We start from the raw sequence: 20,583 nt of genomic DNA, 5'->3' as shown, positions 1-20,583 counted from the left end.
CGCGGCATCTCGGACGGCAAGGCAGAGCTACAAGGGGTCGACGACTGGACGGCGTATCTCCACGTCATCGACGAGAAGCTGGCCGCCGCCGTGGATCGTCTGGACGAGGCACTCTAGGCTGGGAAGGAAAGGACGTTCCGGCATATTGAGGAGGCATGATGCCCACGACGCGCACGACCTCGCCCGCCCTGGAGCGAGCCCACCTGGTGTGGGACCTGTTCATCATCGTGCTGGTGATCGCCAACCTGGCGCTGCTGCTGTTCGACAGCCTCTTCCTGCTACCGCCGCTGAACGCCGCCTTCGAGGCCGTGGCGCCCGGTCTGCACGATGCCTACGACGAACACATTCATGCCAACTTCCTCACCATCGACCTGGCATTCGTGGCCGTCTTCCTGCTCGACGTGCTGCTGGGCTGGGCGGTGGCCATCGCCGAGCGGCACTACCACCGCTGGTTCTTCTACCCCTTCGTGCACTGGTACGACGTGCTCGGCTGCATCCCGCTGGGTGGCTTTCGGTTGCTGCGTATCCTGCGCGTCATCTCGCTGCTGCACCGCCTGCAGCGCATGGGCCTGATCGACGTGCGCCGCTGGTACCTCTACAGCGTGGTCGCCAAGTACTATGACATTCTCATGGAGGAGCTCACCGATCGCATTGCCATCCGCATGCTCGACAACGTGCAACAGGAACTGCGCGCCGGCGACGGGCTCTCGGCACCGGTGATCGAGCGCGTGGTGGAACCGCGCAAGCAGGCGCTGATCCGCGAGATCAGCCAGCGCCTGGAAGTCATGGCGGATGATGCCTATACCCACAATCGTGACGATACGCTGCTTTATGTGCGCGGGCTGGTCGGCCGTACCCTGGCGGAGAGTCCGGAGCTTCAGCGGATTACGCGCCTGCCGCTGGGCAGCCAACTGGCTCGTGGACTGGAAGCCTCATTCTCGGACCTGGCCTGCCGACTGGTCGACGAGGCCCTGGCGGGTCTGAAGTCGAAGGAGTTCTCCAACCTAGTGGAGCACCTGGCCGAGAGCGGTTTCGATGCCTGGCTGCACACCGACCCGCAGACCGAGCAGATCACCGAGCAGGTGCTGGTGGACATGCTGGAACTGCTCAAGGAGCAGATCGCGGTCAAGGGCTGGCAGCACAAGTACGACTGAGCCCGCCGGCAGACAGTATCTCGAGCAATTCCCCGTGCCGCTCGGGATGCGCCACCAGCAGGCTGGCCCATTCGTCGGGCGTCGAGTCACCGGCAATATCGGTGACCGTGCAACCTGCCTCGCGGGCGATGACGATGCCGGCGGCGACATCCCACAACTCGAGCCGAGCGCCCTGGGACCAGAAGGCATCGAAGCGGCCGAGGCCAGCATAGGCGACCTCGAGAGCCGCCGAACCGGGCACACGGATGCCGGCGACGCGGGGCATCAGCGCCGTCAACTGGGCCAGGCTGGTCGGACAGTCGCCCTTGTCGTGATAGGGCAGGCAAGTGGCGATCAGCATTTCGTGCAGGGCCCGGGCCGGCGGCGCGGCGATGCGTTGCTCGTTGCAATACGCGCCTTCCCCCGCCACCGCCCACAACATCTCGTCCAGCAGCGGCTGATAGACCACGCCGTGGGTCAATGAACGGCCTTGGCGCACGGCGATGGAGACCGAGAAGTGAGGCACCCGATGCAGGAAGTTGTTGGTGCCATCCAACGGATCGATGATCACCGTGGTATCGCCGGCCCCGGACGGCGTCACGCCGCTTTCCTCGCCGAGAAAGGCCAGGCCGGGATGAGCGCGCTGGAGGCAGTCGATGATGATCCGCTCCGCCGCACGGTCATAGTGCGTCACGAAGTCGGAGACCCCCTTGGCTTCGAAGTCGATGGCACCGGCAGCCTGGTAGCCCTCGAGAAGATGCGCACCGGCAAGGCGGGCAGCGTGTTGCAATGACGCGATCAGAGACGACTCGTGCATGATTCCTCCCGGGGAAGCCTGGAGCGCGCGACGCGACGATGCATCGCCAATGCCATGACGATAGCAGCGCAAGATGTCCGCGGGATGGCAGCGAGGCCGCCAGCATGTGCTTTCACCACGAGAAGTCTCTTCTTCACTGCCGCGTCGGACGAACCTTTTTTCGCATCCCCTGGCGCGTCAAGGCGATCCTCATCAGGCGCTGAAAGGTCGGGCATTCCAGATGGCTAGGAGCCGTGCAGGTCGCGGCATGACGCAATCCATCACGCAACGCGCTCAATTCCTTGATATGGCGATCCACAGCATCTGCCTTGGCAGCCAGCATGTCTCGGTCGATGCTTGGCTCCTTCCCCTGTCCCAGCATTCCGCGGATCTCGGCCAATGAGAATCCCGCAGCCTGCCCCAACGCAATCAACGCAAGACGTGGCAACACATCGGGTTCGAAGACACGACGCAGCCCTTTCCGCCCGACGGATCGAATAAGCCCGACTTCCTCGTAATAGCGTAGTTTTGAGGCGGGAACCCCGCTTTTTCGTGAAAGCTCAGTAATGTCCAGCATGCGACTTGTCTTCAAGTTGACTTGAAGTAGTAGCTTATTCGATCTCAACTTGACTGCCCAAGGAAATCAAATCACATGGTGAGCTCTGATACCCATGACCGCGTCCCTCACGGGCCAGGTCACGTCGACCTGAAGTGCCTCGAAATGAAAGACTCGCTAGTAGCAGGAGCCCAGCAATGACTGACCTGACGATAGATGCCGTGCTCATTGGAATAGGTGCGACCATCTTTATGGATGTCATCGCTCTGCTGCGAAGTCGCCTGCTCAGCATTCCTTCACTGAATTACGCGATGGTGGGACGCTGGCTGGGGCATCTTCCCAACGGCACAATCGTCCACCGCCCTATCAGTAAAAGCAGCCGGGTTCGCGGCGAATCTGCCCTGGGGTGGGCTGCACACTACCTCGTCGGGATCGTTTTCGCTGCTGTATTTCTCAGTCTGGCAGGGGCGGAATGGCTCGAGCATGCGACCCTCCTACCGCCGCTAATGTTTGGTGTGCTGACGGCACTCGTCCCCTTTCTCATCCTGCAGCCTTGTTTGGGGGCGGGGATAGCCGCGCGCAAGACTCCTCGGCCGAATGTCGCCAGGCTTAGCAGCCTCTTCACACATGCCAGTTTCGGCCTTGGCTTGTGGGTCGCAAGCCAGGGATACGCGCACATGCTTCAAGGCTGACGACTGACGCATATCAGCTCCGCTCCGGCCGATGCGGGTGAGAACCGTCATGGAGGCAAACCATGCGAGGGACGATGCGCTGCCCGAAAGCCGGCTTCACTCACTCGTGCTGCAGGATATTGACGAGCTTGCCGAACGGGTCGCGAACGTAGAAACGCCGTACGCCCCAGGGTTCGCTGACTGGGCCGTATTCGATGGGCACGTTCGCTTCCTCGAAGCGTGCCAGCGCCGTCTCGAGATCATCGACTTCGATGGAGAGGTCGGGCACCTCGGTACCCGAGCCACCCTCGGCACCAAAGCTCACCTGGACCCGCATCCGCTCGTCCGAGCCGTAGGTACGAAACCAGCCATGATCCATGAGCCGCTCCAGGCCCAGGATGCGGCCATAGAAGGCTTCTGCCTTGTCGAGATCTTCCGTGGCCGTGTTGGCCATGATGCGTTTGACCTTCATGCGTCACCTCATTCGCGGGGCTTCTCGTGCATTCCATTCATGCATTCGATGGTCGCTCGAGAATCTCTTGCCGATGTCGATCACTGTAGTCGCAACCTGCAATGTTCATGGAGTGACTGGCGTATCGGCTAGGCTCTGGGCGGTCGCAGTCAGCTCGCCCCCGATGACGAGCCGCAAAAAAACAGGGCCACGTCTCGACGTGGCCCCGAAGCGGCATGGATAACGGTCTCAACCCGCCGTCAGGCTCGCGACGGCCTGGCCCAGATAGTCCTTCATGCGATCATTCATCCAGGTACTGTCCTTCAGTGCCGGTTCCTGCTCATTGGCCTGCCGGATCTTCTGGTGCGTGGCCGGGTCGTCGCCGGCAAAACGTTGCAGCAAGGCCAGCCATTCCCGGGCCAGTTGCTGCGCGGCCGGTTCCTCGGGGCGCGTGCCCTGCTCCAGCAACTGACGCAACCGGGCCATCAAGGGTGGCCATTCGTGCATGCACTGCGGGTAGTTCTCCCGCATGAGATCGAACTCCGCATCCGAGAGATAGCGCCGATAGAAGGTCAGCTTGTACTCAGCGAACGCCTGCATCACGAAATCCGACACCCGCGTGGAAATACCCAGTTGCTCCTGCGCATCGGGTTCGTTGGCATGCATGGCATTCAGCTTTTCGAGCAGAGCCGGGTCACCGGCGGTATCGCGCTCGAGTTTCGCCATCCAGCGCATCGCCAGATCCCGCGCCTCGGATGATGCGGGAGAGGTGCCCTGCTGCAACAGCGCCTCGGCTTCCTTGACCAGGTTCTGCCATTCCGCCCAGCGTGCGTTGTCGGCCTGGTAGAGCGGCAATCGATCGAGCTCCTCCGGGGAGAAGTAGCGGTCGTACATCGTCATCAACTCCAGTGTTTTCAGCCAGTCGTCCATTGCCGGTTCCTCGCCGTTCACGACCTGGCGATGCAGGTTCGCCAGACGGTCGCGCAGCTGAGTCTTCTGCACGATCTGGTGTTCCAGCAGGCGCATCTGCCGCTCGATGACGGTCGACAGCGGTGGAGACGGCTGGTCGAGCAAGGTGCCGATATCGGCCAGCGACATACCCAGGGAACGCAGCGCCTGTATGCGATGCAGGCGCGCGACATCCTGGCGTCGATAGAGCCGATAACCGGCGTCGGAACGCGTGGAGGGCTTGAGCAGGCCGATGTCGTCGTAATGGTGCAGCGTCCGGACGGTCAGTCCGGTGCGTCTGGCCAGTTCACCGACACGTAACAGCATGCTGTATCTCCTCTCCTCCACGCGTGGCTGAAGTCTGGCGCCTCACGTCGCGTGAGGGTCAAATGCCCCGTAACAAAAGCTCGCAACGCGCATACTCAGGTCCTGTTGATGGATAATCCGCCGTCCACGAGCATCGCGCTGCCACTCACGAAACTCGAGGCCTCGGAGGCCAGGAATAGCACGGCCTTGGCGATTTCCTCGGGGCTGGCGATCCGCTTGAGGGCATGCAGTCCTTCGACGAAGTCCCGTACCTCCTGCGTCGCATCCGGTGCGTTCACCATGTTGGCAGGCGTATCCGCCCCGCCCGGAAGGAGGGCGTTGACCCGCAGGCCCTGCGCACCGTGCTCGACGGCCAGCGTTTTGGCCAATCCGATGAGCCCGGCCTTGCTCGCCGCATAGGCCGACATACCGGGTATGCTGGCCGTGTAGCCAACGAAGCTCGAGGTGAAGATCAGCGAGCCACCGCCTCGCTCAAGCAGCGCCGGCACCTGGTGTCTGGCGCCCAGAAACGCTCCGGTGAGGTTCGTTTCGATCACCTGACTCCACTCCTCGCGCGTCAGCTCGGAGGCGGGCGCCATTCGCCCGATCACGCCAGCATTGTTGAAGGCAATGTCGAGGCCGCCGAAGCGGCCGACGGCTGTGTTGACCAGCGCCTTGGCGTGCGCTTCTTCCCGGACATCCCCCACCACGGCAATGGCGTCACCGCCCAATGCCCTGATGTCCTCCACGACCCCATCGAGTTCTGACTGACGCCGAGCGCCGAGGACGACCCTCGCCCCTTCGCTGGCGAACAGCAACGCCGTGGCACGACCGATGCCGGAGCTGGCTCCCGTGACGATGGCGACCTTTTGCCGAAGTGTCTGCATGATTTTCCCCTTTTCCGATGGCATGAGGAACCGGTGATGCGACGCACTCGCCATCCACCTTGCGCCTCCCATGCCAACTCTCGTGGAGAGAGCAGATTCGAGCACTCCGTTTCTTGTGCTCGAATCGCAATCGGGTGGGTCATGCACGACGTATGCTCGACGACCCGTTGAAGCGAGCGCCGAGCTGAGCGACTGGTTCGTGAATCACGAGGAAGGAGACGTCGTCCCAACCGAGTGTCGGGTCGCTGGTCATGGAGGGGGTTGGCGACTCACTTCATCTCGAAGCCACGTTCGACCAGGAAGTCCCGCATGTGCGGACGCAGCTTGGTCGCGAAAAGCGGTGTCAGATTGCGGGACCAGTCGGAGCTCTTGTTGCCTCCCTTGCGTTCGCTGTAATAGCGCTGCATGGACGCATCGAAAGCGGCCACGTGCGCCTCGTCGTCCTCGTAGACATCTTCCTTGAGGATCGCCTCCACCGGCAGGCGCGGCTTGATGTCCGGCTCGTCGGCCGGATAGCCAAGGCACATGCCAAACACCGGATACACGTGCTTCGGCAGCCGCAGCAGGTCACTGATGGCTTCCGGATTGTTGCGGATACCGCCGATGTAGCAGATGCCCAGGCCCTCGGACTCGGCGGCAAGCGCCACGTTCTGCGCCATCAGCGCCGTATCGACGCTGGCCACCAGCAACTGCTCGGTCGTCCCTCGCGTGACAGCGGCACCTGTACGCTCGGATGCCTCGGTAGGACGCTTCATGTCGGCACAGAACATCAGGAAGTCGGAGCAACTGACGATATAATCCTGACCACCGGCCAACTCGGCGATCCGCTCGCGATTGCTCGGGTTCTTCACGTGGATGACGCTGTAGGCCTGCACATGGCTGGACGTGGCAGCTGCCTGGCCGGCACGGATCAGCTCGAGCAGCGTCTCGCGGGGAATCCGCTGCTCGGTGAACTGGCGAATCGAACGGTGGGACTTCATCAACTCGATGGTAGGGTTCATGCGACCTCGCAGGATGCAGAATCGAATGGGACAAACCCATCAATATAGTTAACCTGCTTATAATTTTCCACCATCAATGTCGTGCCCCTGGGCCAGATCACCCCGCCCCGCCGATGGCATCCCCCTTTTCCAGCGCCTTGAACGCCTCAGCAATCGTGGGCGGTGCCGTGGGACGGGCATACATCGACGTCAGGTATGCTCTCAACCTCGGCGCCTCATCAAGCATCTTCTCTTCGTTCGCCCAGTCCAGCGTATAGGCGGCATTGAAATCGGCCACGCTGAGCCGGTTGCCCACCATGACATCACGATCCGCCATGTGCCGCTCGAGCACGGCCACCATCTCCACGCATTCCTGCCGGGCCAGCGCGGCATCCTCAGGCAAGCGCTTATCTTCCGGATAAAGGAAGGTATGGCGAGCGATGCGCCACAGAGGGACCTCGATTTCGGTCGCCAAAAAGAAGATCCAGCGATACATCTGGGCCCTTTCCTCCACGGTCTCGGGAATGAACCCCGATTGGGGATGTTTCTCGGCCAGGTAGAGCTGGATCGCCGACGACTCGGTCACCACCAGATCCCCATCGACCAACACGGGAACCCGGGCCGCCGGGTTGAGGGAACGAAAGTCCCGCTGCAGGTGCTCACCTTGCAGAAGGTCCACCGGGCATATCTCGTACTCCAGGCCTAGCTCGTTGAGCAACCAAAGAACACGCAGGGCACGTGTCGGAGGTGCTCCGTATAGCTGGATCATGGTCAACTCCCTCGATTGATAGACATCGTGACGTTTCTTGATGCCTGATATGGTCGAACGGGAGCCTGTCGAATCGACACCCGCAATGCGACAACCTGCCTCAGGAAAGATAAATCAGAAACAAGTAAAGTAGAGAATGTCAGTTTGGCCAAGGTTGGCCTCTGCACTCAGCGTTCAGACGCCAGCATTTTCGAGGGAGTCGATCTAATGAAGAAGGTTACTGCATTATCTGCCATTTTCCTGGCCCTGGCGGGTGGAGCTTTCTCCTCTTCCGCATTGGCATCTTATGGCAAGGGCGACATTTACACGCGGGTAGGCGTTGCCAAGGTCGATCCCAAGAGTGACAACGGCAACTTCAATTCCATTGGCGTCAGCGACGTCGATGTCGACTCGGACAGAGGTGCGGCCTTTACCCTCGGATATCGCTTCATGGACAAGATGGGCATCGAGCTGCTCGCGGCAGAGCCCTTTGAACATGACATCGCGCTGGACGGCGCCAACATTGCCTCGACCAAGCACCTGCCACCCACCTTGACCGTTCAATACTATCCTTTGGGTGGCACGACATCACCGGTTCAACCCTATGCGGGCGTTGGGGTCAATTACACCCACTTTTCCGATGAACACGTCAACGGCGGCAACCTGGAGCTGGATGATTCCTGGGGCGTTGCCGCTCAGCTCGGCGTTGACCTGCTGCTCGACGATCACTGGGCGCTCAATGCCGCCGCCTGGTATCTGGATATCGACACGGATGCCACGGCAACCATCGGCGGCTCAAGTTACGACACCACGGTCGATATCGATCCCCTGGTGGTCATGGGTGGAATCAGCTATCGATTCTGAAGGTCATGGCAGTGCCTGAAGCATTAAAAAAACCGAGCCCAATGGCTCGGTTTTTATTATCCAGTCATCCATCAACCTTATAGTTTCTTCTCTGACCATCTCCACAATCAACCTGGAGATAATGCTGGCTCATGGAATGCTGAACCTTTCGTCACAGGGGCGATGGATTACCAGGTGATCTGTCGCCCTTCCTTGAAGACGGCCTTGAGCGTCTTTTCCGGATACTCGAGCACTCCGAGGTCCTCATCGGGCTGCCCTTCCCACAGGGCCAGGTCAGCCAGTGCCCCAGGGCGTATCACGCCAATCTCTCCTTCACGGTCAAGCAGGCGAGCATTGTTTGAGGTCGCCTGCTTGAGCACTTCAATGGGCGAAAAGGTTTCTCCGCGCAACATGAATTCGCGCATTTGATAACGTTGCATCTCACCGAGCAAGTCACTGCCCAAGCCGACCTGAACGCCGCTATCCCGGAGGAGCTCCAGGGCATCCAGACCTTGTTGGCGAACATCTTCTACCTTGGCGCAGCTAACCGCAGGTAATCCCATCTCCTTTCCATACTTGGCCAGTGCCTCGTACGTGCTGACCGTGGGCACAATAAAGGCTTCACGTTGCTTGGCCAGCTCACAAGCCGACTTGTCGATCAGATTGGCATGCTCTATCGAGCGCACCCCGTATTCCAGGCAACGCGAGATGGCTTCAGGAATATAGGCATGCGCCAGACAATATTTGCCCCATGCCTTCGCTTCCCAGACGATCGCCCGGATCTCGTCTTCCGTGTATTGCAACACATCTATCGGATCAGAGGGTGAGGCCACGCCGCCGCCAGCCATGATCTTGATATGGTTGGCTCCCTTGCGCAGCTCGTCCCGAGCGGCGTGCTGCACGTTTTCCACGCCATCGGCGATGCGGGAAATACTCGTTGAGGCCCCGCAACCACAGAGGCATCCACCCTCGAATGGCGTCCAGTCACCATGCCCTCCGGTCTGGCTCAAGGCCTTGCCACAGTAAAAGAGCCGGGGACCATCGATCAGCCCTTCTTCAACGGCTTGTGCCAGCCCGTAATCAGCCCCCGCTGCGTCCCGGACACTGGTGAACCCCCGCCTTAACATGGCGCGCAGTGAATGATGCGCAAACTGTGCGACATAGGAAGGCGCCATCAAGTCGACCTGCTTGAGACTCGCCGATGCCGCAAGAACATGCACGTGTGCATCGATCAACCCAGGTGTCAGCGTCGCTCCGGCGGCATCGATCACATCAGCGTGGGCCGAGCTCTCGACACCGTCGACGATGTGACTGATGCGGCCGTCTTCGATCACAACGCTCTGGTCGTCCTTGACGGTCTCGCTGAGACCATCGAAAAGTCGGCAATTCTTGATGATCAGCATGCAGAACTCCTTATCCTCGTGTGGTTTGCGTGTGGCTCGATGCGGGTTGTGTCAACAGGCTGACAACAACGAGCGCGAACGTGGCCAATGGCATGGCGACCAGCACGCTGTTCCACTCGAGCGGTTTGCTCAGGCCGATCTCCCAGATCAGCGTGACCGCACCACCGGTGAGCATGCCGGCCAGCCCTCCTGAAGGCGTGGCACGCTTCCATAGCAGGGCGGCGAGCAAGGCCGGGGTGATGGCCGCCCCGTACATGCCGTACGAGTACATCTGGATGGCCAGAACACTGGGGAAAAACGCACCCAGGATATAAGCGACAATCCCCAGCGCCGTAACACTGATTCGATTGAAGATCAGGCGTTTCGCTGCCGGGATCGAGACCTTGAACAGGCCGGTGATGATATCCTGTGTCAGATTGGCCGAAGACGAGAGCAAATAGGAATTCCCCGTCGTCAGGATGAGGGCCACGACCGAAGACAGCAGCAATGCGCCCAGCACGCTCGGCAATCCTTGCTGTGCCATGACCAGCATGGCGGTGTCAGGATTGATATCGGGGAATAACACGCGTGTGCTACTGACCAAGAGGACGATAAGCACGATGCAGACAAACCCCGTGACCATGAATCCCATCGCCGAACGGCGAGCCGTGCCTGAGTCCCTGGCCGCGGCAAAACGCTGGAAGAGATTCTGATCACCAAGCAGCAGGAGAAACAAGGGCAGGAAATAGCTGATTGCCTGCCATGCACTGAGCCCCCCGGTCAGGGTACGTTGTTCGCTCGGCAAGGCCGCCAGCATGCCCGAGAACCCACCAAGTTCGCTCAAGACAATCGGTACACCGATCAACATGCTGACAAAAATGATGATCGCGCTGATGAAATCTGTGTAGGCAACCGACACCAGCCCACCCAGCATGGCAAGCAGGGTAATGATGCCTGCCGATATCAGTGTGCCCTGCCAGGTCGGCAGGCCGAAGGCAATGTTGAGCGCATAGCCACCACCCAGAAACTGATAGGAAACGATACCGATGTAGGCCAGCAGGATGATCAGTGAAGCGACCGTACGCGCCAAGCTTCCGTACCGGCTCTCAATCAACTCGGGAATGGTCGTCGCCTCGGAGTCACGGATACGCCTGGCCAGGAACCAGTACATGATGAACGCCCCGATGGGCGTGCCGGCGAAAAAGAAAATCGCGGCCCCCGGACCGTTCTGGAAGACAAAGCTCGCACCGCCAATCACCGATCCAGAACCGACAAAGGTGGCAAGTAGCGTCCCCGTTACGACGAAGAAAGGCAGCGAGCGCCCCGCTACAAGGAAGTCGGCATCATCACGGACTTTGCGCTTCGAGAAATAGATGCCTGCCAGGACCATCAAGATCAGATAAGCAATCAATATAGTTTCATGCATGACTTCGATTCCTGATTGAGATTGTTATGGGTAGGAGATGGCGCACGGAAGAGTGATAGAGCACCGTCACGCTCAGGAAGCGACTTCCTGTCGCAGAATGGCTTTCCAACTGTTCAATAGTTCGTTGAAATATTGAGAATCTTCTCGGAACACGCTCTGCGTCCCCATGCCACGAAGCAGGTTCATGGAAAGATTCATCAAATGACGGGATCTCTCGGGAGGAAGATGGGGAAACAGCCGTTCCCAGATATCATCGATGCGTGAATGGAAGCGCCGCACCTGGGGCGTCAACAGATTCTTGAAATCCGGCTCGTGGCGTGCCTTCAGGGCAATTTCGAGCGTCACCATATATAACTGACCGCTCATGTAATGCCACACCAGATCGAGAAACCCATCCAGCGTCAGATGACCGTCGTGAAACTCATCGGCACCGCAAGCCAATGCCTCAACGAACTCATCCAGCACCTTCTCGATGGCATGGACCAACAGGTCGTCCTTGTTGGCAAAGTGGTGCGTCAAGGCCCCTTTCGATACACCGGCCTCGCCGGCGACGCGATCCAGCCGGAAGCTGTGAAACCCATCGCGTTCCAGGCAGATCAGCGCGGCATTCAGTAGCTTACGGCGTGTTTCCCAGCTTTTGCGTTGCTGCCACTTCATGATGATGGTCTCTTCGTTGGCGCTTGTTGTTGTATGGCCTCTCACACAGATAGCATCGCAAAAAACAAACCGTCAAGTCGGTTTTATTATTGAAAGTCACGGTTTCACCCACCCTTCAGCAGTGGCCCCTATGCCACCCAGGCTGGCCAGCAGGTGCTGCTAAGCCTAAGCGACCTCAAGCCTTTATCAGTGCCACCGAGGACCATAAGCCGGGACGTAACGCTATACGCTTACAGCCAAGGCAGCCCTGGCTGGACAATACCGTGCTCCATGTTCAACCACGGCCCCTTGTCTTGCGGAGCTCATGAGTTGCCAAATGGCCACGCCTTTCATAGCATACGAAACATATACGAATCATATATAAGTGAGGTCGTCATGGGGATCGTGAAAATTTCCGAGGACATGCATGAGGTTCTACGCCTCACCAGTCACGCGCTTAGCCGGTCGATCAATGCCCAAGCCGAGCATTGGATGCGCATCGGCATGCTGGCTGAGCTACATCCGGATCTGGATCATAGCGAACTCAGTCGCTTGCTGATCCGCGCTGAACAGGCAGGCGGGCTGGATTTACAAGCAATTGCCGGCGCCAAGGGCCTTGCACAGGCCCATGACGAAGAGGCGGCTTCCCATGGGTAGCGAGATCACGATCCACACGCCTACCGACCTGGCCATGTCCCGTACTGCCGGAAAGCTGGCCGCTGAAGTGCTCACCATGATTGCGCCTTATGTTCAGCCGGGGGTCACGACCGACGAACTTGACCGGATCTGCAACGATTACATCGTCAACGTGCAACAAGCCATTCCGGCTAACGTGGGCTATCAAGGCTTCACGAAGACAATCTGCACCTCTATCAATCATGTGGTGTGTCACGGCATACCCTCGGACAAGGCGTTGAAGGATGGCGACATCGTCAACATCGATGTCGCGCTGATCAAAGACGACTGGTATGGCGATACGAGTCGCATGTACTTCGTTGGCACGCCCAGCACCAAGGCACGGCACTTGGTGAAAACGACCTATGACGCCATGCGTGCCGGTATTCACGCCGTGCGCCCCGACGCGACGCTCGGAGATATCGGGCACGCCATTCAAACCGTTGCCCACCGGAACGGTTATAGCGTCGTTCAAGAGTATTGCGGGCACGGCATCGGCCGGGTCTACCACGATGAGCCGCAGATTCTGCATTACGGGCAGCCAGGAGAGGGACTGCAACTCAGGCCCGGCATGATCTTTACCATCGAACCCATGATCAATGCGGGAAAACGTTTCGTGAGAACGTTGAGCGATGACTGGACAGTCATCACGAAGGACCGCTCCCTATCGGCTCAATGGGAGCACATGGTGGCCGTCACCGAGGAAGGTTTCGAGGTTCTGACGTCCTGGCCCGACCATCCCGAAGACTACCCTGCCATATAAAATGGGGCCGAGTGCCGGCCATGATCGATCCCCTGAAGCAGGACCACGCCCTGACGCGGTCCTGCGAGTACGGTGGACATTCATGCCTCACGGGCTTCGGTGCCCACTGGGCTGGCGAGCCACCGGCGGCTTGCTCGGTGACATCGGTCACTCGGCTGCCTCGCCCGCAGCCAGCCACGGATCAATGGTGTCGCGGTGGTTGTCGATCCACTGCTGGGCGCCTTCCTCGGGGTCACCGACTTCCTCAATGGTCGCCATGAGTCCACCGAGGCTGTCGTCGTCCATTTTCCAGGCATTCAGCACCTCGGTCAGCCAGGGATCATCGCCGGCGAAGTCGCCGCGCGAGAACCAGTAGATGGTTTCGTTCTCGCCATAGGCGCCCTCGGGATCCTCGAGATACTTGAGATCATATTCGGCGAAGGCCCAGTGCGGGCTCCACAGGGTCACGACGATGGGTTCCTCGCTTGCGTAGGCACCGTCGAGGGCCGCCATCATGGCGGGGCCTGAGCTGTTGACCTGCGACAGCGGCAGTTCGTACTGCTCGATGGCGTCGTCGGTCAAACCGGCGATCGCGGAGCCACTGTCGATGCCCAGGATCGAGGGACTGCCTTGATACTCGAAGTCATCCGCACGTTCCTTGAGTTCCGGAATGGTGTCGATATCGACGTAGCTGGGCACGACCAGCCCCAGCCCGGTGCCCTCGTACCAGGCATCGTGCACCTGGAGCTCGTCCTTGTAGGGTTCGAGGAAGGGCTTGTCGGTGATCGGCAGCCAGATCTCCATGGAGATATCGATGTCACCCTGGGACATGGCCGTGTAGAGCGCATTCTTGCTGACATTGGAGAGTTTGACGTCGTAACCGTACTCGTCCTCCAGCAGAATCTTCCACATATTGGCGACGGCGATATTCTCGGCCCAGTTATTGGTGCCGATGACCAGTTCCTTGTCCTGTGCCATGAGGGCCTGGCTCGCCGGGATGAGGGCAAGAGCCAGCAATGCGGATGAGGCTTTCTTCATTTGAGAGGTCTCCCCGTTCTCGCGTTATGTTATCGATGCTCGATAGTAACAAGGTCTGTGCCCTTCCCCGCCCCTGGATTGAGAATGCCGGCCATGAGAAAAGGGAATGGCAGCGACGCCCCTGCCGGGACACGGCCTAGGCCGTCAGCCTGGGATCGAAGGGATAATCCGACAGCAGCTCGACCCGGCCGTCGTCGCGAATATACAACTGTTCCTCGAGCTTGACGCCCTCGCCGCCGTCCTCGTGGCCGATGAAGCTTTCCACGCAGAGCGTCATGCCTCTTCCACAACCCGCCATGATGAGCGCACCATCTTGATCTCGTTGGGCACCTTGAAGGCACACGCCAGTTCAAGGGGCTCCTGGGCGTCCAGCACGCGATAGCCGCGCCGCTGCAACTCGAAGGCCGCCTCCGGGGTGGCACTCTCGATGGCGATGCGCTCACTATCACCGCACCGGCGCACCAGTCCGCGGAATCTCGTCGATAGTGGGTTCGCAGTCTGCCGGCTCATGGGTGAGCAGCAGGAGATCCAGGGCCACCAAGCTAGCTACCGCTGAGCCCCCTCCCCGAATACCATCAGCCTCCGCAGTTTTACGGACTTTTTACGTCACCTCGTGCTTTCATGTTTCTCATCGTCGGTGAGGTGGATGCAAAGGAGGGCCTCTTTCATGCCTGACGTCCGGAGGGTCACGGATGCACTGCGCCGGTGGGCACCCATTCTCAAGGTGCTCGCCGTGTTATGGGTAGTGCTGGCCATGTTCATGGCGATTCCACTGCTGATACTGATCGTCGAAGGCGAGCCCGATGCCATGGCATTCGGCCTGTCGATCGCCATCGTGCTCGCGGCGGCGGCGCTATCGTGGCTCGTTACCTGGCGAGTTCCCATCAGCCTCAAGCCCTGGCAGATGTTCGTGCTGACGACGCTGAGCTGGGTGACCATCAGCGGCTTTGCCAGCCTGCCGCTGGCGCTGGGCGCACCACAACTGACCCTGACCAACGCGGTCTTCGAATCCGTCTCGGCCATCACCACCACAGGGTCGACGATACTGGTGCATATCGAGGAGCTCTCGGATGGCCTCAAGCTCTGGCGCGGTATCATGCAGTGGCTCGGCGGCATCGGCATCATCGTCATGGGGATCGCCATCCTGCCGTTCCTCAAGGTAGGCGGCATGCGCCTGTTCCACACCGAATCCTCCGACTGGTCCGACAAGGTGATGCCACGCACGGGCGGCATCGCCAAGGCGACCCTGAGCATCTACTGTGGCTTCACCGCGCTGGCCGCACTGGCCTACTACCTGGGCGGCATGACCCCGCTCGATGCCGTCGTGCATGCCATGACCTCACTGGCCACCGGCGGCTTCGCCAACTCCGATGCGTCCTTCGGCGCCTATGCCGAACAGCCACAACTGCTCTGGATGGGCAGCCTGTTCATGCTGTGCGGCGCCTTGCCGTTCGTGCTCTACATCCGCTTCCTGCGGGGCTCGCGCCTGGCCCTGGTGCGTGACCAGCAGGTACAAGGCCTGCTGTTGCTGCTGCTGATCGTCATCCTGGCACTCACGGCCTGGCGAATCGGTCAGGGCTCGGCACCTTTTACCTCACTGACTCACGTGACGTTCAACGTCATCTCCGTGGTCACCACCACGGGCTATGCCTCCGATGATTACAGCGCCTGGGGGGCCATGCCCGTCGTGGCCTTCTTCTATCTCACCTTCGTGGGCGGATGCAGTGGTTCCACCAGCGGCGGCATGAAGATCTTTCGGTTCCAGGTGGCCATGCTGCTGCTGCGCAACCAACTGCGTTATCTGATCCACGCCAGCGGCGTCTTCGTCTCGCGCTACAACAACCAGCCGCTGACCGATGACATCACCCGAGGTGTGGTGGCCTTTTCGTTCTTCTTCTTCCTGACGGTCGCCGGCCTGGCCCTTGGGCTGAGCCTGCTGGGACTCGATCTCATCACGGCCCTGACCGGTGCGGCCACGGCGGTCACCAATGTCGGCCCCGGCCTGGGCGAGACGATCGGTCCTGCCGGCAACTTCGCGCCATTGCCGGATGCCGCCAAGTGGCTACTCTGCGCAGGCATGCTGATGGGCCGCCTGGAGATCCTCACGGTACTGGTTCTGCTGACGCCCATGTTCTGGCGACAATAGCGGCCTCTTTGCCATGACGTTTGACGTGACTTTCCCATGATGCCGGACAACGCTCAGGAAGCCGCCATGACCCGATCGTCCAACACCTCCTTGCATGGCCCGCGTGTGCTGGCGGCGCTCAGCGGTAGCAGCGAGGATGCCGCGCTGATCCGCTCGGCTCACCGTCTCGCCGAACGCGAGCAGTTGCCCTGGGGGGCTGTGCATGTCGACGGCGGCCGCCTCGATGCCGACAGACGCCTCGTCCTGGAGCAGGACGCTTCCAAGGTCGCTCGCCTGGGCGGCGAAATGCACACGATCCAGGGTCAGGACCGTGTGGCGGAGCTGCTCCATTACGCCGACGAGCACCGTATCACGACCCTGCTGGTGGGCTGTTCGCGTCCTTCCGGATGGCGCTTCTGGCGTCGCTCGCTACCCGAGCGCCTGCTCCATGCGGGCGGCGCATTCGACCTGGTCATGATCGCCGAGACCAGCAAGCGTCCCCGCTTCCGTCCACGCAGGACCTGGCAGCGATTCCAGTTGCGCGAACCCGCGATCGCGACGGCGACGTCCCTTTGTGCCCTGGGGTCCGCCTGGCTCCTGCAGGCCTGGCTGGAGCTGGCCGACCTCTCCCTGGTGTTTCTCGCAGCCGTACTGGCCAGTGCGGCCCTCGCCGGTACCAGGGCGGCCATGCTGAGTGCCTTCTTGGGGTTCTTGTCCTTCAATTTCTTCTTCATGCAGCCCCGCTTCTCGCTGGCCATCCTCGAGAAGGAACAACTGCTCACCGTAGTCTTTTTCCTGCTGGTCGCCGTGGTGGTGGGCCAACTCGCCGGGACCGGGCGTCGACGCCTGCACGCCCTGCGTCACAGCCAGGAGCAGTCCCAGCGACTGCTGGCCTATTCACGCTCCCTCTCCGCGGCGACCGATCGGGAACAGGTGTGCGATATCGGCCTCACTGCGCTGGAGCGATGGCTGCATGTCCCGGTCGCCTTCCTGGATTTCGAGCCAGGTGGCAGCCATCCATGCATTCGGCAGGCCATACCACAGGGAACCGTACCGGATGCGCCAGCCCTGACCGCAGCAAGCTGGAGCTGGCAGCACCAGCGCCCCAGTGGCGTGGGTACCGGGCAGCTCGACGAGGACGACCAAGGCTGGCGGATGCTGCCCCTGTCGGCTCGGGGGCGGAGCATCGGCATGGTGGGCATCAAGCTCGGGCAGCGCCCCGCGCCATTGAGTCCCGATCACGAAGCGCTGCTGGAGTCGCTGGTCGGCCAGCTGGCCATGGCACTGGAACGGACACGCCTGGTCGGCGAACTGGAAACGACGCGGGTCTCGGAAGAGAACGAACGCCTGCGCTCGGCACTGCTTTCCTCCGTCTCCCATGACCTACGCACGCCCCTGGCGTCGATCATCGGTTCGGCGAGCTCGTTGCGCGACCTGGAAGCGCAGTTGAGCCCGCAGGACAAGGCGGAACTGCTGGACGGCATTCTCAGCGAGAGCGAACGCCTCGACCGCTATATCCAGAACCTGCTGGACATGACCCGGCTGGGACACGGCAACCTCAAGCTCGAGCGCGACTGGATCTCCCTCGACGACCTGGTGTCGGCTGCCGTGCAACGCCTGGCGCCAGCGCTGTCCCCCCTCGAGCTTCGACTCGACTGGCCCACGGACCTGCCGCTGTTGCATGTTCATCCCGCCCTGATCGAGCAGGCACTGGTCAACGTCATCGACAACGCCGCACGCTTCTCCCCACCGGGCGGCCAGGTGTGCATCCAGGGCCGGCTCGATACCGACCACCGGCAGCTCGAGATCCGGGTGATGGACCAGGGGCCGGGCATCGCTCCCGAGATGCGGGAAGCTGTGTTCGACATGTTCCACACCGGCAGCGAAGGCGACCGCAGCCGCTATGGCAGTGGCCTGGGGCTGGCCATTTGCCAGGGCATGGTCGGCGCGCATGGTGGCAGTGTCGATGCCAGGCTCGGCCCGCAGGGGATCGGCACCATGATCACCCTCCATCTGCCCCTGCCGGTCACGGAGGACACGCAAGACTCGGAGCCCCCTCATGCCGACTGAACGCGACCGAGTGCTCGTCATCGACGACGAACCACAGATCCGACGCTTCCTGCGCATCAGCCTGGTCTCCCAGGGCTTCAGCGTGATCGAGGCCGAAACGGGAACCCAGGGCCTCGCTCGGGCCCGCGAGGAAGCCCCCGACCTCGTTCTGCTCGACCTGGGGCTGCCCGACATGGACGGGCAAGCCGTGCTGGATGCGCTGCGGGCGCAGAGCGACATCCCGGTCATCATCGTCTCCGTGCGTGGCCAGGAAAGCGAAAAGGTCCGCGCACTCGACAATGGTGCCAATGATTACGTCACCAAGCCGTTCGGTATCCAGGAACTCCTCGCTCGCGTACGCGCGCTGCTGCGCCACCGGCGACGGCCGGACACCACGGGCGACGTCGAATGCTATCGACACGCAGGGCTGACCATCGACCTGTCAGCCCATCGCGTCAGTCTGCATGGCGACCCTGTGCATCTCACGCCCAAGGAATACGCCGTGCTCGCCCTGCTGGTCCGGCAGGTCGGGCGCGTGGTGACACAAACCCAGTTGCTGCGCGATATATGGGGCGCCGATCACGCCCACGATAGCCACTACCTGCGCATCGTGATCAGCAAGCTACGCCACAAGCTGGGCGACGATCCACAGTCGCCACACCTGTTGCAGACCGAAGCGGGCATCGGCTATCGCTTGCTTGCCCCTCGAGATCCCGAGGCATAACCGGTCGCCTTGATGTCGGTACGTCCGAGCCACCGCTTCGAGCGGCTTTTCCGTCTCCTGGCGAGGATTTTTTCGGCACCCGGTCGGCAAAGCCGGGGTCGGAGGCCTATGATGGTGGTTTGTCATCCGCATCGGGAGAACGCGTGATATGTCGTCCCTGTCCTTCAAGCCACGCCCTCGCGGCGGTCGCTGGCCCGTCGTGCTGGGTTGGCTGGGTGTCCTCCTGCTGGTGATATCGGTGGCACTGATGGGCGCCGCGGGTCCGGCCTACCGCCTGGAGTGGCTGTCGCTGGGGTCCTCGTTCACATTGCTTCGCCAGGGTTCACACTTGGCCCTGGGGGCGGGCGTGCTCGGCCTGCTGACCTTCATGGTGGCCGGACTATGCCGGCGCTGGCGGCCGGCACTGGTCGGCATGGTGGTGATCCTGGCCGTGGCCGCGACCATCGCGCTGCCAGCACAGATGATGCACATGGCCCGCACCGCGCCGCCGATCCACGACATCACCACCGACATGACCGACCCGCCCGCCTTCGAGGCCCTGGCTGACGAGCGCCAGGCGGCACCCAACGCAGTCGCCTATCCCGGCGAGCCCTTCGCCCGGCAGCAGCGTATTGCCTATCCGCGCCTCGCGCCGCTCACCCTGGATCAGCCCCTGGCGCGCGTCATGGCCGCCGTGGAAGCCACGGTCGATGCCCGTGACTGGCACGTCGCCGAGGTCACGTCCCACCGGCTCGAAGCCACCGCTACCACACGCTGGTTCGGCTTCGAGGACGATATCGTGGTCCGGCTGACGGAGACGCCGAGCGGCGTTCAGGTCGACATGCGCTCGGCCTCTCGAATCGGTCGCAGCGACCTCGGCACCAATGCGGCCCGCATCCAGACCTTCCTCGAGGACGTGGCGCAGCGCCTGCGGGAATAGCGTCGACACGCCTTCACAGCCTGACCCGATTCGCTATCATCATGGCTCATCAATGCATCAGGGAGTCGATCATGAGCCTCGCCAGTGTGCGCGCCTTTCTCGCCGAAAACGCCCCCGACATCGAGATACTCGAACTCGAGACCAGTACGGCCACCGTCCAACTGGCCGCCGAGGCGCATGGGGTGGCGCCCGGCCAGATCGCCAAGACCCTGGCCTTCCGGATCGGCGATAGACAGGTACTGGTGGTGGCCAGTGGCGACGCGCGCTTCGACAATCGCAAGATGCGCGATGCCTTCGCCGGCAAGGCCAAGATGCTCGATGCCGAGACCGTGCTGGCACTGACCGGCCATCCCGTGGGCGGCGTCTGCCCGTTCGGCCTGGCCACGCCGCTGCCGGTCTACTGCGATGCCTCGCTCAAGGCCTACGACGAGGTGCTGCCCGCCGCCGGCGAGGTGAACAGCGCCGTCCGCCTCGCGCCGGCCCGGCTCGCCGAACTCGTCGGCGCCGAGTGGGTGGATGTCTGCAAGACACCGGAAATCGCCTGAACC

The 20,583-nt window shown here is 61.4% G+C and carries 23 protein-coding genes; 10 read left to right on the top strand and 13 right to left on the bottom strand.

From position 1 onward, the window contains the following. The first annotated feature begins 158 nt into the window (after positions 1 to 158). Positions 159 to 1,154, top strand: a complete 996-nt coding sequence (locus HSDC_RS05635; protein ID WP_064698967.1) for an ion transporter — start codon at positions 159 to 161, stop codon at positions 1,152 to 1,154. On the opposite strand, the gene HSDC_RS05630 is transcribed toward HSDC_RS05635, so the two are convergent. Then, the gene (locus HSDC_RS05630; RefSeq protein WP_064698966.1) at positions 1,126 to 1,950 is read right to left on the bottom strand and encodes an inositol monophosphatase family protein; all 825 of its coding nucleotides are present in this window, start codon (positions 1,948 to 1,950) and stop codon (positions 1,126 to 1,128) included. The two genes, HSDC_RS05635 and HSDC_RS05630, sit on opposite strands and share 29 nt — an antisense overlap. Positions 1,951 to 2,083: 133 nt before the next feature. Further along, complete coding sequence (locus tag HSDC_RS05625; RefSeq protein ID WP_064698965.1) at positions 2,084 to 2,506, bottom strand: helix-turn-helix domain-containing protein; 423 nt, start codon at positions 2,504 to 2,506, stop codon at positions 2,084 to 2,086. 176 nt (positions 2,507 to 2,682) lie between these two features. On the opposite strand from HSDC_RS05625, the gene HSDC_RS05620 reads away from it, so the two are divergent. Further along, positions 2,683 to 3,177 carry a DUF2938 domain-containing protein gene (locus HSDC_RS05620; protein ID WP_064698964.1) on the top strand — a complete coding sequence of 165 codons (495 nt, stop codon included), beginning with the start codon at positions 2,683 to 2,685 and terminating at the stop codon, positions 3,175 to 3,177. A gap of 100 nt (positions 3,178 to 3,277) precedes the next feature. Here the strand turns inward: HSDC_RS05620 and HSDC_RS05615 are convergent, their stop codons facing one another. The 5 genes from HSDC_RS05615 to HSDC_RS05595 all read right to left on the bottom strand — a co-directional run bounded on the left by HSDC_RS05615 (position 3,278) and on the right by HSDC_RS05595 (position 7,497). Beyond that, a complete protein-coding gene (locus HSDC_RS05615) occupies positions 3,278 to 3,628 on the bottom strand; it encodes a VOC family protein (protein ID WP_064698963.1) in 351 nt (116 codons plus the stop codon). A 228-nt stretch (positions 3,629 to 3,856) separates the two neighbouring features. Further along, positions 3,857 to 4,882: a MerR family transcriptional regulator gene (locus tag HSDC_RS05610; protein ID WP_064698962.1), complete on the bottom strand. Its 1,026-nt coding sequence runs from the start codon at positions 4,880 to 4,882 to the stop codon at positions 3,857 to 3,859. A gap of 95 nt (positions 4,883 to 4,977) precedes the next feature. After that, complete coding sequence (locus HSDC_RS05605; RefSeq protein ID WP_244534472.1) at positions 4,978 to 5,802, bottom strand: SDR family oxidoreductase; 825 nt, start codon at positions 5,800 to 5,802, stop codon at positions 4,978 to 4,980. A gap of 215 nt (positions 5,803 to 6,017) precedes the next feature. Further along, positions 6,018 to 6,749 (bottom strand): oxygen-insensitive NADPH nitroreductase, encoded by a 732-nt coding sequence (gene nfsA, locus HSDC_RS05600; protein ID WP_064698960.1) that lies wholly within the window; start codon positions 6,747 to 6,749, stop codon positions 6,018 to 6,020. A 97-nt stretch (positions 6,750 to 6,846) separates the two neighbouring features. After that, positions 6,847 to 7,497 carry a glutathione S-transferase family protein gene (locus tag HSDC_RS05595; protein WP_082919958.1) on the bottom strand — a complete coding sequence of 217 codons (651 nt, stop codon included), beginning with the start codon at positions 7,495 to 7,497 and terminating at the stop codon, positions 6,847 to 6,849. A gap of 207 nt (positions 7,498 to 7,704) precedes the next feature. Between HSDC_RS05595 and HSDC_RS05590 the strand changes: the two genes are divergently transcribed. After that, entirely contained in the window at positions 7,705 to 8,340 is a 636-nt protein-coding gene (locus HSDC_RS05590; protein ID WP_064698959.1) for an OmpW/AlkL family protein, read from the top strand. A 167-nt stretch (positions 8,341 to 8,507) separates the two neighbouring features. Here the strand turns inward: HSDC_RS05590 and HSDC_RS05585 are convergent, their stop codons facing one another. From HSDC_RS05585 to HSDC_RS05575, 3 genes are all read right to left on the bottom strand, one after another. Then, positions 8,508 to 9,722 (bottom strand): metal-dependent hydrolase family protein, encoded by a 1,215-nt coding sequence (locus tag HSDC_RS05585; RefSeq protein WP_064698958.1) that lies wholly within the window; start codon positions 9,720 to 9,722, stop codon positions 8,508 to 8,510. 10 nt (positions 9,723 to 9,732) lie between these two features. Beyond that, positions 9,733 to 11,127: a sodium:solute symporter family protein gene (locus HSDC_RS05580; protein WP_211612805.1), complete on the bottom strand. Its 1,395-nt coding sequence runs from the start codon at positions 11,125 to 11,127 to the stop codon at positions 9,733 to 9,735. Between the two features lie 72 nt (positions 11,128 to 11,199). Further along, complete coding sequence (locus tag HSDC_RS05575) at positions 11,200 to 11,784, bottom strand: TetR/AcrR family transcriptional regulator (RefSeq protein WP_064698956.1); 585 nt, start codon at positions 11,782 to 11,784, stop codon at positions 11,200 to 11,202. 375 nt (positions 11,785 to 12,159) lie between these two features. Between HSDC_RS05575 and HSDC_RS05570 the strand changes: the two genes are divergently transcribed. Both HSDC_RS05570 and map read left to right on the top strand, forming a co-directional pair. Then, on the top strand, positions 12,160 to 12,420 hold the full coding sequence (locus tag HSDC_RS05570) for a ParD-like family protein (RefSeq protein ID WP_064698955.1): 261 nt from the start codon (positions 12,160 to 12,162) through the stop codon (positions 12,418 to 12,420). Continuing rightward, positions 12,413 to 13,201: a type I methionyl aminopeptidase gene (gene map / locus HSDC_RS05565; protein ID WP_064698954.1), complete on the top strand. Its 789-nt coding sequence runs from the start codon at positions 12,413 to 12,415 to the stop codon at positions 13,199 to 13,201. Before HSDC_RS05570 ends, map begins: the two co-directional genes overlap by 8 nt. 147 nt (positions 13,202 to 13,348) lie before the next feature. Here map and HSDC_RS05560 read toward each other — a convergent pair whose 3' ends face one another. The 3 genes from HSDC_RS05560 to HSDC_RS16955 all read right to left on the bottom strand — a co-directional run bounded on the left by HSDC_RS05560 (position 13,349) and on the right by HSDC_RS16955 (position 14,680). Further along, the gene (locus HSDC_RS05560; protein WP_064698953.1) at positions 13,349 to 14,218 is read right to left on the bottom strand and encodes a glycine betaine ABC transporter substrate-binding protein; all 870 of its coding nucleotides are present in this window, start codon (positions 14,216 to 14,218) and stop codon (positions 13,349 to 13,351) included. Between the two features lie 136 nt (positions 14,219 to 14,354). After that, positions 14,355 to 14,495 (bottom strand): hypothetical protein, encoded by a 141-nt coding sequence (locus HSDC_RS16960; RefSeq protein ID WP_244534474.1) that lies wholly within the window; start codon positions 14,493 to 14,495, stop codon positions 14,355 to 14,357. Continuing rightward, positions 14,492 to 14,680, bottom strand: coding sequence for a hypothetical protein (locus tag HSDC_RS16955; protein ID WP_064698952.1), 189 nt, complete (start codon positions 14,678 to 14,680; stop codon positions 14,492 to 14,494). The genes HSDC_RS16960 and HSDC_RS16955 overlap by 4 nt, the downstream gene beginning before the upstream one ends. Positions 14,681 to 14,885: 205 nt before the next feature. On the opposite strand from HSDC_RS16955, the gene trkI reads away from it, so the two are divergent. The 5 genes from trkI to HSDC_RS05530 all read left to right on the top strand — a co-directional run bounded on the left by trkI (position 14,886) and on the right by HSDC_RS05530 (position 20,580). Then, positions 14,886 to 16,364: a Trk system potassium transporter TrkI gene (trkI, locus tag HSDC_RS05550; protein ID WP_064698951.1), complete on the top strand. Its 1,479-nt coding sequence runs from the start codon at positions 14,886 to 14,888 to the stop codon at positions 16,362 to 16,364. 66 nt (positions 16,365 to 16,430) lie between these two features. Continuing rightward, positions 16,431 to 18,413, top strand: coding sequence for an ATP-binding protein (locus tag HSDC_RS05545; protein WP_064698950.1), 1,983 nt, complete (start codon positions 16,431 to 16,433; stop codon positions 18,411 to 18,413). Continuing rightward, a complete protein-coding gene (locus HSDC_RS05540) occupies positions 18,403 to 19,116 on the top strand; it encodes a response regulator transcription factor (protein WP_064698949.1) in 714 nt (237 codons plus the stop codon). Before HSDC_RS05545 ends, HSDC_RS05540 begins: the two co-directional genes overlap by 11 nt. A 148-nt stretch (positions 19,117 to 19,264) precedes the next feature. After that, positions 19,265 to 20,035 carry a DUF1499 domain-containing protein gene (locus HSDC_RS05535; protein ID WP_064698948.1) on the top strand — a complete coding sequence of 257 codons (771 nt, stop codon included), beginning with the start codon at positions 19,265 to 19,267 and terminating at the stop codon, positions 20,033 to 20,035. Between the two features lie 71 nt (positions 20,036 to 20,106). After that, positions 20,107 to 20,580, top strand: coding sequence for a YbaK/EbsC family protein (locus HSDC_RS05530; RefSeq protein ID WP_064698947.1), 474 nt, complete (start codon positions 20,107 to 20,109; stop codon positions 20,578 to 20,580). Positions 20,581 to 20,583: the final 3 nt, after the last annotated feature.

Source organism: Halomonas caseinilytica, from assembly GCF_001662285.1.
Taxonomy (GTDB): Bacteria; Pseudomonadota; Gammaproteobacteria; order Pseudomonadales; family Halomonadaceae; genus Halomonas; species Halomonas caseinilytica.
Note: the sequence above shows the minus strand (reverse complement) of the source record. Positions and strands in the feature narration are given on the sequence as shown.